14 protein-coding genes are annotated in these 12,663 nt (G+C 61.4%); 10 read left to right on the plus strand and 4 right to left on the minus strand.

Annotation, left to right across the window (positions count from 1 at the left end):
• Positions 1-12: 12 nt before the first annotated feature.
• Entirely contained in the window at positions 13-1,128 is a 1,116-nt protein-coding gene (dprA, locus tag V8Z65_RS08495; protein ID WP_338723777.1) for a DNA-processing protein DprA, read from the minus strand.
• Between the two features lie 14 nt (positions 1,129-1,142).
• Positions 1,143-1,751, minus strand: a complete 609-nt coding sequence (plsY, locus tag V8Z65_RS08500; protein WP_338723778.1) for a glycerol-3-phosphate 1-O-acyltransferase PlsY — start codon at positions 1,749-1,751, stop codon at positions 1,143-1,145.
• 161 nt (positions 1,752-1,912) lie between these two features.
• On the opposite strand from plsY, the gene rnr reads away from it, so the two are divergent.
• The 3 genes from rnr (at position 1,913) to rpmG (ending at position 4,924) form a co-directional block, all read left to right on the plus strand.
• Positions 1,913-4,207, plus strand: a complete 2,295-nt coding sequence (rnr, locus tag V8Z65_RS08505) for a ribonuclease R (protein ID WP_338723779.1) — start codon at positions 1,913-1,915, stop codon at positions 4,205-4,207.
• A gap of 3 nt (positions 4,208-4,210) precedes the next feature.
• Positions 4,211-4,606, plus strand: a complete 396-nt coding sequence (locus tag V8Z65_RS08510; protein WP_338723780.1) for a DUF983 domain-containing protein — start codon at positions 4,211-4,213, stop codon at positions 4,604-4,606.
• A 150-nt stretch (positions 4,607-4,756) separates the two neighbouring features.
• Positions 4,757-4,924 carry a 50S ribosomal protein L33 gene (gene rpmG / locus V8Z65_RS08515; RefSeq protein WP_046104197.1) on the plus strand — a complete coding sequence of 56 codons (168 nt, stop codon included), beginning with the start codon at positions 4,757-4,759 and terminating at the stop codon, positions 4,922-4,924.
• 488 nt (positions 4,925-5,412) lie between these two features.
• Here rpmG and V8Z65_RS08520 read toward each other — a convergent pair whose 3' ends face one another.
• Together V8Z65_RS08520 and V8Z65_RS08525 are read right to left on the minus strand one after the other, a co-directional pair.
• Entirely contained in the window at positions 5,413-6,780 is a 1,368-nt protein-coding gene (locus tag V8Z65_RS08520; RefSeq protein WP_338723782.1) for a PleD family two-component system response regulator, read from the minus strand.
• 89 nt (positions 6,781-6,869) lie between these two features.
• Complete coding sequence (locus V8Z65_RS08525; RefSeq protein ID WP_338723783.1) at positions 6,870-7,241, minus strand: response regulator; 372 nt, start codon at positions 7,239-7,241, stop codon at positions 6,870-6,872.
• A gap of 130 nt (positions 7,242-7,371) precedes the next feature.
• Between V8Z65_RS08525 and V8Z65_RS08530 the strand changes: the two genes are divergently transcribed.
• From V8Z65_RS08530 to V8Z65_RS08560, 7 genes are all read left to right on the plus strand, one after another.
• Positions 7,372-7,650, plus strand: coding sequence for a DUF3572 family protein (locus V8Z65_RS08530; protein ID WP_338723784.1), 279 nt, complete (start codon positions 7,372-7,374; stop codon positions 7,648-7,650).
• A gap of 7 nt (positions 7,651-7,657) precedes the next feature.
• Positions 7,658-8,986 carry a DNA polymerase IV gene (locus V8Z65_RS08535; protein WP_338723785.1) on the plus strand — a complete coding sequence of 443 codons (1,329 nt, stop codon included), beginning with the start codon at positions 7,658-7,660 and terminating at the stop codon, positions 8,984-8,986.
• The gene (locus V8Z65_RS08540) at positions 8,983-9,441 is read left to right on the plus strand and encodes a RidA family protein (protein WP_338723787.1); all 459 of its coding nucleotides are present in this window, start codon (positions 8,983-8,985) and stop codon (positions 9,439-9,441) included. Before V8Z65_RS08535 ends, V8Z65_RS08540 begins: the two co-directional genes overlap by 4 nt.
• 6 nt (positions 9,442-9,447) lie before the next feature.
• Positions 9,448-10,242: an endo alpha-1,4 polygalactosaminidase gene (locus V8Z65_RS08545; RefSeq protein WP_338723788.1), complete on the plus strand. Its 795-nt coding sequence runs from the start codon at positions 9,448-9,450 to the stop codon at positions 10,240-10,242.
• 17 nt (positions 10,243-10,259) lie between these two features.
• Positions 10,260-11,438 carry a GNAT family N-acetyltransferase gene (locus V8Z65_RS08550; RefSeq protein WP_338723789.1) on the plus strand — a complete coding sequence of 393 codons (1,179 nt, stop codon included), beginning with the start codon at positions 10,260-10,262 and terminating at the stop codon, positions 11,436-11,438.
• A 136-nt stretch (positions 11,439-11,574) separates the two neighbouring features.
• Positions 11,575-11,994 carry an HIT family protein gene (locus V8Z65_RS08555; protein WP_338723990.1) on the plus strand — a complete coding sequence of 140 codons (420 nt, stop codon included), beginning with the start codon at positions 11,575-11,577 and terminating at the stop codon, positions 11,992-11,994.
• Positions 11,995-12,000: 6 nt separating this feature from the next.
• Entirely contained in the window at positions 12,001-12,648 is a 648-nt protein-coding gene (locus V8Z65_RS08560; RefSeq protein ID WP_338723790.1) for a YoaK family protein, read from the plus strand.
• The last annotated feature ends 15 nt before the right edge of the window (positions 12,649-12,663 follow it).

Below are 12,663 nucleotides of genomic sequence, written 5' to 3' on the forward strand. Positions count from 1 at the left end.
GTCGGGCGCGTCCTAGCCGCTATATCGGAGTGCCACCAACTGGCCGCTGGACCACTCGATTTGCCCGCCGATATCGAGCTCGAGCAGCAATATCTGCATGGCATGCGGCACGATACCGGTCTGGGCAATCAGCGCATCGACCTCCACCGGTGTCGCGCTGAGAGCGTCAAGCAGACGTGTCTTGTCGTCAGCCGCCGGCTCGCTCATTGCAATATCGGCGTCTTCCGGCTGCCATTCCGGATCGAATAGTGCATGTCGTGCGGGATCTGAGCTGCTGACAACCTCTATGATGTCGGCGGCACCGGTCACCAGTCGCGCACCTTGTTGAATCAGCAAATTGCCACCTTCGGCGCGCGGATCGAGCGGCGATCCGGGCACCGCGAACACATCCCGGTTCTGTTCGAGGGCCAGCCGCGCCGTAATCAAAGAGCCGGATCTTTTGGCCGCCTCCACGACCACGATACCCAACGACAAACCGGATACCAGCCGGTTTCGTCTCGGAAAATCGCGCGCACGCGGCTCCCATCCGAGCGGCATTTCCGTCAGCAGCGCTCCGCCATTGTCGAGAATGTCATGGGCCAACGGAATGTTTTCATCGGGATAAATACGGTCGAACCCGCCAGCCAGGACTGCAATCGTTCCCGTTTTGAGGCTCGCGCGATGCGCTGCGGTGTCGATACCCCGCGCCAGCCCTGAAACAATGCTATAGCCCGCCGCGCCCAAATCGGCGGCCAGCATATGCGTCATCTTGATCCCAGCGCTCGACGCATTGCGCGCGCCCACAATGCCTACCGTGCGCTGCCAGTCCAGCCGCTCACCGCCGGCCATCGTTATAAGCGGCGGGGCACCTGAAATATGGTGCAGATGCGCCGGATAGTCCGGCTCGCCCTGCGCCACCAGCCGGGCGCCATAGCGGACCAATCCGGCAACCTCGTCCTCGGCGCGCGCCTGGCTTATCGGTTGCATGGGGCGACCGGCCTTGAGACCAAGCGCTGGCAGGGCCTCGAGCGCCGCTTCGGCCGATCCGAACCTGTTCAACAATTGCCGGAATGTGACCGGCCCGACATTGTCCGTTCGGATCAGCCGCAGCCAGGCGATGCGTTGGGCGGGCGTCAGTTCTCTGGTCACCCGCCCCGCCTGCATCAGCCTACCTTCTTGTCGCTGCCAATGGTCGGCTCGGTTCCTTTAAGCAGCCGGCCGATATTTTCCCGATGCTGGAAAAACAGCAACAGCGCCAAGCCGCAAACCACCAAGGCGAGGCGTTCTCCAGTAAAGACATAGGCGAAGATGGGGGCAGTCGCCGCGGCGGTCAGCGCCGCCAGCGACGAAACCTTGCGTGTAAAGGCGATCAACAGCCAAACGGCGCAGAAAATCAGGCCCGCGGGCCAGGACAATGCCAGCAGCGACCCGATCATCACGGCCACGCCCTTGCCGCCCTTGAAACCGAGCCAGGCCGGAAAACAATGACCTAGAAAAGCGCCCAAAGCTGCGACCCGCGCCGCGTCCTCGCCCCAGAAATAGCGTGCGACCAGAATGGGCGCGACCGCCTTGAGCGCGTCGAGTACCAATGTGGCCGCAGCAATTTGCCTGTTGCCGGTCCGCAGGACATTTGTTGCCCCGATATTGCCCGACCCGATGGCGCGAATATCGCCCATCCCGGCCGCCCTGGTCAGGATCAGGCCAAAAGGAACGGATCCCGAGAGATAACCAAGCACCAGGGCCAGGATCAGCGACAGTATTTCGGCGGGCATGAAACTACCCCCTCCTCGTAGCGTTCCGCCAAGGTCTAGCCTCTTGGCAGCCAATATCACAAGGGGGTGAACCCAATTGCGCACTGCCACATGTCGACGCGCGTTTGGCAAAGCCCCGCCGATCCCCTACATAGAGGGCAGTTTTCAAGAACACCCAATTCATGGCCAAATCCCCAAAACCAAAAAACACATCCGGCCCCAAGCGCCCGCGCCTGCCTGTGGCGGAACGCCTGCCCTCGCGCGAACAATTGCTCGAGGCGCTGGCGCAGGAAGACAACATCAAGGGCAAGCGCGATCTGGCCAAGGTCTTCGGCATTCGCGGCGATCTCCGGCGGCCCTTCAAGGCCATGCTGGCCGAGCTCGAGGGCGAAGGCGTCATCACGCGCACCCGCAAGGCGCTCCGCCGCACAGCCGCCCTGCCCCATGTGACCGTGCTCGATATTCCCGGCGACGCCGACCCGGAAGACCTCCACGCTTTCCCGGCCCAATGGAATCCGGAAGAAGGCGAGATGCCCCGCGTTCGCGTTCTGGTCGACAGCCGCTCCCGCGTCGTTCCAGCCCCGGGTGACCGCATCCTGGCCCGTATCGATGCCGGCGAGGACGCCGTGCCCGACTACACCGCCAAGCCGATGAAAGTGCTCGACAAGCCACGTCGCGCCCATATCGGCATCGTTCGCATGGACGAAGAGGGTGCCCGCCTCATCCCGGTCGATCGCAAGCAGAAGGAAATGCGCATCGCCATGGGTGATCTCGGCGGTGCCGGTGACGGCGACCTGGTCGAGGTTGAGGTGAAGTTTTCGGGTCGCCTGATGATCCCCCGGGCCCGCGTCACCAAGGTGGTCGGCAATCCAAATTCGGAAGGCGCCGTCTCGCTGATTGCTATCCACAATCTCGAAATCCCGCATGTCTTCCCGCAAAGCGTTATCCGCGAGGCCGAAGAGGCTAAGGAAGCAACGCTCAAGGGCCGCGAGGACTGGCGTGACCTGCCGCTGATCACCATTGACCCAGCCGACGCCAAGGACCATGACGACGCGGTCCATGCCGCGCCCGATGACGACGAAAAAAACCAGGGTGGCTACATTGTCACCGTCGCTATTGCCGACGTTGCCGCCTATGTGCGTCCCGGCACGGCACTCGACCGCGAAGCCTATTTGCGTGGCAATTCGGTCTATTTCCCCGACCGCGTCGTCCCCATGCTGCCCGAGCGCATTTCCAACGAATTGTGCTCATTGAAAGAAGGCGTGCCGCGCGCGGCTCTCGCCGTACGCATGGTGCTTGGGGCCGACGGCCGCAAGAAGAGCCACAGCTTCCACCGCATCCTTATGCGCTCGGCGGCCAAATTGTCCTACCAGCAGGCCCAGGCCGCCATTGACGGCAATCCGGACGACCAGACCGGGCCCCTGCTCGACGCGATCCTGCGGCCGCTCTGGGACGCCTATGAGGCCATGACCAAGGCGCGCGACCAGCGTGGTCCCCTGGATCTCGACCTGCCGGAGCGCAAGATCCTACTCGACGAAAAGGGCATGGTGCGCGACATCCATGTGCCCGAACGCCTCGAAGCCCATCGCCTCATCGAGGAAATGATGATTGCCGCCAATGTCGCAGCGGCCGAAACGCTCGAACAAAAACGCAGCGAACTGCTCTACCGCGTCCATGACGAGCCGAGTTCGGAAAAACTCCAGGCTCTGCGCGATTTCCTTGGTTCGCTCGATATTGCCGTCAAGAAATCCGACAGCGTCCGCGCCTCCGATTTCAACGGCATTCTGGCGCAGGCCCGCAAGGCCAATAACATCGAGCAGGTCAGCGAAATGGTGCTGCGCTCCCAGGCGCAGGCTGAATATGCAGCCGAAAATTACGGCCATTTCGGTCTCAATCTCGACCGCTACGCCCATTTCACCTCCCCCATCCGCCGCTATGCCGACCTCATCGTGCATCGGGCATTGGTTCGGGCGCTGGGCCTTGGCGACGATGGCCTGAGCGATTCTGAAGCCGCAAAGCTTCCCGGCATTGCCCAGCACATTTCAGCGACCGAGCGTCGCGCCATGCTCGCCGAACGAGAAACCTCCGACCGCCTCCTTGCTCAGTTCCTGGCCGAGCGCATTGGCGCGCGCTTCATGGGCCGGGTATCGGGCATAACCCGCTCCGGTCTATTCATTCGTCTGCTCGAAACCGGTGCCGATGGCTTTATCCCGGCCTCGACGCTGGGGCAGGACTATTATCGCTTCGTCGAAGAACGGCAGGCCATGATTGGCGAACGTACTGGCGAAACCTTTACCCTTGGCGACCGGGTGGAAGTACGTCTGCTCGAGGCGGCCCCGGTCGCGGGCGCCTTGCGGTTCGGGCTCCTGTCAGAAGGCAAGCGCGGCAATCCGCCATCTGGCAAGCGCCTCCGAAAGGGCCCATCTAGGAGCTTCGGCCCCCGGACTTCAAAAGGTTCGGGCCGGAGAAAGAGATAAGTGATGACCGATCAAACCCGGACTCTTGATGAACGCAATGTGGGCCAAGCCATGTGGCGAGGCACGCTCTGCCGTTGCCCGCACTGCGGCCAGGGCAAGATGTTCCGCGCCTATTTGAAGACGGTGGATCATTGTGAGGCCTGCGGTGAGGAACTCAGCCACCATCGGGCTGACGACTTCCCTCCCTACATAGCCATCACCATCGTCGGTCACATCATCATCTTCCTGATGCTGCACCTGGACATGACCTATCACGTCCAGCCCCTCACCTATGTGGTGACCATGGTGCCTCTGGCCATCGTGCTGCCGCTGGCCCTGCTGCCCTCGATCAAGGGTGCCATTGTCGGACTGCAATGGGCCAATCGCATGTACGGCTTCGGCACGGGACAGCGTGATTGAACGCAAACAGATAACATACCGAACCGAGACCCCTGGGCCGCTGGAGTTCTGTTGTTATCGACTTGACATCTGGGCGCAAATCCGTAGGTTGCGCGCAAATTCCGGCGCTGCCCCGCTGCAGCGCCTTTCGCTTTGTGAAGGACGTACCAAATGGCCAAGGCCGCCACCATCAAGATCAAGCTCGTCTCGACGGCCGACACCGGCTTTTTCTACGTGACCAAGAAGAATGCCCGCACTCAGACCGAAAAGCTGGCGTTCAAGAAGTACGACCCGGTCGTGCGCAAGCATGTTGAATTCAAGGAAGCCAAGATCAAGTAATCTGGCTTCACCTGCGAATTGAACAAACCCCCGCAACTGCTTGCGGGGGTTTTGTTTTGCGTCGCAAGCCGCTCTTGCGCCCGTTCCTTCATGGAAAGCCATGCCCCGCATAAGCGATGGGATCACCGCGTCTGGAGGTGAATGAGGCAAACTTGTTTCTCGCGGAGAAAGAGTGGCTGGTCCGGAGCGGCATGTCGAAGAGGCCACTCTGTCCGCGTCCGGACCAACCGCCCTACGGAACTCAGGAGTTGCGGCGGACCTGAGATGGGCCGTAGGGAGCCAATGGGGCTTGGGATATTTCCCAAGGCCGCCTAAGGAGGAACCTAGTCCCTACCTGCAAAAACGCCAAGCGAATCTAGCACCGCCACCCTGGCAACCATTTGTTAATTATAACAAATAACCCTAATAGCCCGGATTTTAGCGATTAGGCGGTGTGCGGAAACGTGGGCACCGGCTTTTCGCCGAAAACGCCGCGACAGCAAAAGGCATCACGCCGCGTCGAAAATCACCCGATTGCGGCCACCACGCTTGGCCCTGTAGAGCGCCACATCTGCACGCTTGATCAGGCTTTCCGGCGTATCGACCCGGCTTTCATTAAGGGCCACGCCGACCGAAACAGTAACCGATAGCGGCCGCGCCGGTCCCACTTCGAACTGTTTCTCTGCCATGGCCTGCCGCACCCGTTCGGCCACAGCCTCGGCCTGCCCAGTATCGGTATCGGGCATCAGCACCACAAACTCCTCGCCACCAAAACGGCAAGCCAGGTCCACGCCGCGAATATTGCGCTTGAGGCGCGCCGCAAACTCCCGCAGCACAGCGTCGCCTACGTCATGACCGTGATTGTCGTTCACGGCCTTGAAATGATCGATATCCAGGATCATCAGCGCCATATCGCGCTCCTGCTCCTGCGCCTTCCCCAACATCACATTGAGATGCCTGTCGAAATAGCGCCGATTGTAGAGCCCTGTCAGCTCATCGGTCACCGCCAGGGCCATGGTATTGTTGACGCTCTCGCGCAATTCCATCGCGTAACGATGGCGCCGGATCTGCGTCCGCACCCGCGCCTGCAACTCGTTGCGCTCCACCGGCCGGCTGATATAGTCATTGATGCCCAGATCAAGCGCCCGCACGACACGCGGCTTGTCGGCCGCGTCCGCCATCAGGATGATCGGCAGATTTCGGGAATGCTCCACGGTGCGAATTTGGGAGCTGACACGCAATGGATCGAAATCGTCCAGGCTCATGCTGATCAACGCCAGTTCATAACCGGCGCCCGCCACCTGAAAGACAGCGTCGGCGGGCTCGGTCAGAATGTCGACGCGGTGGTCGGCCAGATAGCCCTGGATGCGCTCGGCATGCCGCCGATCCGTATCGATAATCAGGACCGAACCACCGCTGGCCGAAATGCTGTCCATCGCCCGAAGCGCATCTTCGATGGCAATTTGCTGCCCGGTCAGTGCCCGGGCGCGCAGTTCATCGGTAAGAGACTTGAGCCGCACAAGACTTTTGACCCGGGCCATAAGCTGGGTATCGTCCACCGGCTTGGACAGAAAGTCGTCGGCGCCCGCTTCCAGCCCTTGCACACGATCCGATGTCTGGTCGAGCGCTGTGATCATCAACACCGGCAAATGATGCGTCTTGGGATTGGCCTTGAGGCGCCGGCACACCTCGAACCCGTCCATTTCCGGCATCATCACGTCGAGCAGGACGATATCGATGTCCTCGCTTTCGCAAATGGCCAGGGCCTGCGCACCGGAGCTGGCCGTCAGCACCTCATAATATTCCGCCGACAGGCGCGCCTCGAGCAGGCGAACATTTGTTGGAATGTCGTCAACGATCAGAACGCGCGCCGTCACTGCTACTACCCCGGAATCCATCGGCCCACCGGACGGTTTCCCGCCGGCGTCGAGCCCCTACCCGATCCGCAGCCCTGGTGAACCGCCGCTCAGGCCGGTCCAATGTAGTGGGCAATGGTTTCCAGAAAGTGAGACACCGAAATGGGTTTGGAAATATAACCCTCGCAGCCGCCCTGCAGAATCCGCTCCTCATCGCCCTTCATGGCAAAGGCGGTCACGGCAATGACTGGGATATGTGCCAATTGGTCATCGTCCTTGAGCCATTTGGTCACCACCAGGCCCGAGACTTCCGGCAATTGGATATCCATAAGGATCAGGTCGGGCATATGCGCACGCGCCAGGTCCAGCGCTTCCATGCCGTTGCGCGTCTGGATCACGGCGTAACCACGTGATTCCAGAAGATCGTTGAAGAGCTTCATGTTGAGCTCGTTATCTTCCACGATCATGACAGTCTTGGGCATTCTACCTCGCTTGGGCGCCGGTTGGCGCCCGGGCCGGAAAACTCTGTCCTGCCGCATGGCCGGGCTTCGCTTTCACTCGGATTCTGGGCTAGCATTCAAACTCTAACAATTCACCAAACGAGACCACCACGTGCCCGTTTCCGACCGCTCCGCGCCTGAATTGCCCGCCCTCGCCGATGCCTGTCTGGGCTTTCTCGCGGAGAATCCGGAAGAGCTCCTGGCCTTCATGCAATTTGCCGGCCTTACTCCCGACGCCTTGCGGTCCGCCGTTGGCACACAGCGCCTCCAGCACGGTCTCATCGACTATTTTGCAGCAAATGAAACGATTCTGCTCGCCCTATGCGCTAATTCCGGCACGACGCCGGAGCAATTCATGCGCATCTGGCATCGCCTGAACAAAGTGGAATAGCACCGCGATGGCCTGGCTCTGCAGGGATTGCCTGAATTCGGGCGCGGCCATTGCCGCGCCCCGCCGGTGCCCGTCCTGCGGCTCACCGCGCCTCAGAAGTCACGATGAACTCTTTGCACTCTCCGTCGCCCATGTCGATTGCGACGCCTTCTACGCCTCGGTCGAGAAGCGGGACGACCCCTCTCTCCGCGACAAGCCGCTGATCATCGGCGGTGGCCAACGTGGTGTCGTCTCGACCTGCTGTTACATAGCCAGGCAGTCCGGCGTGCGCTCGGCCATGCCCATGTTCAAAGCCCGCGAACTTTGTCCAGACGCGGTCATCATCAAGCCCGACATGGCCAAATATGTCGAGGTCAGCCGCCAGATCCGGACCTATATGGAGGCCCTGACGCCGCTGGTCGAACCCATCTCCATCGATGAAGCCTTTCTCGACATGACTGGCACTGAGCGGGTGCACAAGGCCCCGCCTGCCCTGAGCCTGGCGCGCTTTGCCCACACCATTGAGCAAGAAATCGGCGTCACCATTTCAGTTGGCCTGTCGCACAATAAATTCCTCGCCAAGGTCGCGTCCGACCTGGACAAGCCCCGCGGCTTTGCGGTCATCGGTGCAGCCGAAACGCGGGAATTCCTCGCGCCCAAGCCCATCAACCTGATCTTTGGTGTCGGCAAGGTCTTCTGCGAAACGCTCAAAAAGGACGGCTATCACACAATCGGACAACTGCAGCAGGAAGACCCGAACCGTCTCATGCGGCTCTACGGCGAATCGGGCGCGCGCCTCGCCCGGCTTGCGCAGGGGCAGGATGCCCGCCGCGTGTCCAGCGATGGCGAGATGAAAACCGTCTCCTCCGAAACGACCTTCTCGCGCGATCTGGCCTCGGCCGATGAGCTCTCCACCGAACTTCTGAAATGCTCCGAGCGCCTGTCCGAACGGCTCAAGGCCAAGGGCCTGGTGGGAGATACGGTCACAATCAAGCTCAAGACCGCCGGATTTAAGTTGCGCACGCGCGCCCGACACCTGATGATGCCGACACAGCTTGCCAATGTGCTCTATGAAACGGGCATGCATCTGCTGGCGCGAGAGATCGACGGCACGCCGTTTCGCCTCATCGGCATTGGCGTCTCCGGGCTCGAAAGCGCCGGCGGCCCCGACCCGGTGGACCTGCTTGAGCCGCAGGTGGCCCGCAAGGCCGCTGCTGAACGCGCCATGGACAAGGTCCGTACCCGTTTCGGGCGCACGGCCGTCATGCGCGGCAAGCTCTATACCAACCGGCCCGAGACAAGCTCGGGCCCGGCATCCGAAGAAGAAGCAGACGACCTCGAAGGCAAGACCAGATGACCGACCCGATCGAAAAGCTCCGCGAATATGGCTATGAGCTTCCCGCCCCCAAGGCGCCCGTGGCCAGCTATGTGCCCGTCAACCGCAGCGGCAATCTCCTTTATGTTTCCGGCCAACTCTCCAGCAACGAGAGCGGCGTCGTGCAAGGGCTGCTTGGCGACACGATGAATGTGGTGCAGGGAGGCAATGCCGCCGAACTATGCGCCGTCAACATTCTGGCCCAGATCGTTCATATGGCGGGCGTGCCGCTGCATGAGGTCAAGAAGATCGTCAAGCTCACGGTTCTGGTTGCCTCGACTCCTGACTTCTTCGAACAGCACCTCGTCGCCAACGGAGCTTCCAATCTGCTGGTGGGCGTCCTTGGCGATAAGGGCAAGCATGCCCGGGCCGCTTTCGGCGTTGCCGCCCTGCCCTTGGGTGCGGCTGTGGAGATCGAAGCGGTTGTCGAGGTTTAACGCCTCATGCGGCGAAGCGCCCTGGCGTCGCCCTGGCTCGCGCTCGTACTGATACAGCCGGCCATCGCGGCCGGCTATACTTTGCCACCTGCCGGTGCACGCTATGATTCTCAACTCGGCGGGGCCTATGCGCCACCGGCGGGCACGCAGATCGTCAGCCGCGACCGGCAGGCGCCCGCCGCACCGGGCCTCTACAATATCTGCTACATCAACGCCTTCCAGACCCAGCCGCAGGATGTCACTTGGTGGCTCGCCAACCATCCGCAACTGGTTCTCAGACGCGACGACATTCCCGTGGAAGATCCGAACTGGCCGGGCGAATATCTGCTCGACACCAGCACAGCCGAAAATCGCGCCGGACTACTGGCCATCGTTTCAAATTGGATCGACGATTGTGCCAAAAACGGCTTCGATGCCATCGAGCCAGACAATCTCGACACCTATTCCCGTTCCGGCGGCTTACTTTCCATCGACGATAACCTCGCCTTCGCTCGGGCGTTCATTGCCCATGCCCATGTCCTGGGACTGGCAGTGGCACAAAAGAACAGTCTCGACCTCGCAGAGCGAGGCCCCCAAGCCGGATTCGATTTCGCCATCACCGAATCCTGCCAGGTCTGGGACGAGTGCGGCGCCTATATCGAGAGTTTTGGAGATTACGTGCTCGACATCGAATATACCGACACTGACCGCGGCAATTTCGACCGTGTCTGCGCAAGCTATGGCGAGAACATCTCCGTTATCTTGCGCGACAGGAACCTTACAACGCCGGCCGACACCGCCTATGTTTATCAGGCCTGCTGACTCAACCGGTCCTGCCTTTGCCTGAACAGACAAGCTTCGCCGCCACGATCCACCCCACCACGGCCTCGATCCCGACCGCGGTGTGGAACGCACTCGTCCCCTCGACAGATGGCGTGCCGGATAACCCGTTTCTCGATCATGCCTTCTTCCTGGCTCTCGAAGAGTCCGGCTGCGCCACCGGCAAGACCGGCTGGCAGGCGCAGCACATTCTCCTGGCCAACGACACGGACGAACCTGTCGGCCTGCTGCCGCTCTTCCTGAAGTCCCACTCCATGGGCGAATATGTCTTCGACCATGGTTGGGCCAATGCACTGGAACGCGCCGGCGGACACTATTACCCCAAATTGCAGGGTTCGGTGCCGTTCACCCCGGCGACCGCACCCAAACTCCTGGTGCCCTCCGGCAGTTTGGAAACGCGGGCGGCGCTGCTCTCCACCGCGCAGCAGCTCGCAGCACGCCACGATGCGTCCTCCGTTCACCTGACATTTCTGCCGGAAGCTGAATCCGAGCTGGCCGGATCGCTGGATTGGCTGCGCCGCACCGACACCCAGTTTCACTGGCACAATCGCGGCTATGATAGTTTCGAGCAATTTCTCGACACCCTGGCCTCGCGCAAACGCAAGACCATTCGCCGTGAGCGCCGCGACGCCCTGGCTGACGGCCTGAAAGTCCACTGGCTTTCTGGCAGCGACATCAAGGAGCATCACTGGGACGCCTTCTTCGCCTTCTACGAGGATACCGGGGCCCGCAAATGGGGTCGCCCCTATCTCAATCGCGCGTTTTTCTCGTTGCTCGGCCAATATATGGCGGATCGCGTGGTGCTGATGTTGGCCTATGATGGCGACGAACCCATTGCCGGCGCCATCAATTTCCGTGGCAAGGACGCCCTATATGGTCGCAATTGGGGTGCCACCCGCGACGTGCCCTTCCTGCATTTCGAGGTCTGCTATTATCAGGCCATCGATTATGCCATCGCCAACAAGCTGGCTGTGGTCGAAGCCGGCGCGCAAGGCGAACACAAGCTGGCGCGTGGATATGAGCCGGTTCTTACCCATTCGGCCCATTGGATAGCCCATCCCGGCCTGCGCCGCGCGGTCGCGGACTATCTCGAAGACGAGCGTCCCGCCATCGAACAACAGCAGGAACTGCTGGAACACTTCACGCCGTTCCGCAGGGGCGAACGCCAGACGCGATAACGCCGCCGCGTGCTGGCAAAATACGCTGTGCGGCAGCCGGGGAAGTGCATATTCCACCCGCGCGGCCAAGGCCGGGCTTGACCCGAGGTCGCTTCGCTTGCCAAATCCGCAGAAACCAGAGTCCCTCGGGAAGCCCATAATGACCTATGACCCCTCCAACATCTTCGCCAAAATCCTCGCCGGCGAGCTGCCCTGTCACAAGGTCTACGAGGATGATACTGCGCTGGTGATGATGGACATTTTCCCACAGTCCAAAGGTCATACGCTGGTTCTGCCCAAGGCTCCCTCACGCAATCTGCTCGATGCCGATCCGGCGACGCTGTCCGCCGTCATGCCATTGGTCCAGCGCGTGGCTCGCGCCGTCGAGGCGGTCACCAAGGCCGATGGCTTGCGCATAGCCCAGTTCAATGAAGCGCCTGCCGGCCAGACGGTGTTCCACCTCCATTTCCACATCATACCGGTCTATGAGGGCATCGCGCTGGGTGCTCATGGTGGCGGCAAGGCCGACGATGCCGAGCTGGCCGCACTCGCCAAAAATATTGCGGCAAAGCTCTAGGTTGCCATGACCCCTGCTCGCCATCTCGTGCTCGGTATGGTGCTGACGGCGTCTGCCGGCCTGATCGATGTTGTAGGCTTCATCGAACTGGGCGGCTATTTCACCTCCTTCATGAGCGGCAACACCACTCAGGGTGGCGCAGCCCTCGTTGACGCCGCCTGGCCGACAGTTTTGCTGACTGCGTCGCTCATCGGCTTATTCTTCATTGGCGGTGTGCTGGGTTCATTAGCCGCTTTCTCCAGCGCGCGCTGGGGGGCGACTGCAGTCAGCGCCGCGGTAATGACCGGTGTCGCCCTCACCCTGATCCTCTCGCTTTCCGGATTCCCTGCCACGCAGGCAATGCTGGTTCTGGCTGCCAGCGCCGGCGCCCAGAACGCCATTCTACCGATGCGCGGCGCCGTCCGGCTGGGCGCCACTTTTGTCACCGGAACGCTCTATACGGCCGGGCAGGACCTGGCCTTGGCTGTAAGGGGGGCTGCGCCTAAACTGCGATGGTTGCAGCATTTGGCCATCTGGTTTGGCCTCTTCGGCGGCGCCGCGATTGGCGCTCTGCTTTACCGCTGGCTCGGCATCGGGACGCTGATTGTGCCCATCGCCATCTACGCCTCCTTTGCCGGCGGCCACCTTCTGGCAGCCCGCAAATCCGCAGTGTGATTAGGCCCGGCACCG

This window comes from Devosia sp. XK-2 (assembly GCF_037113415.1).
Lineage (GTDB): Bacteria > Pseudomonadota > Alphaproteobacteria > Rhizobiales > Devosiaceae > Devosia.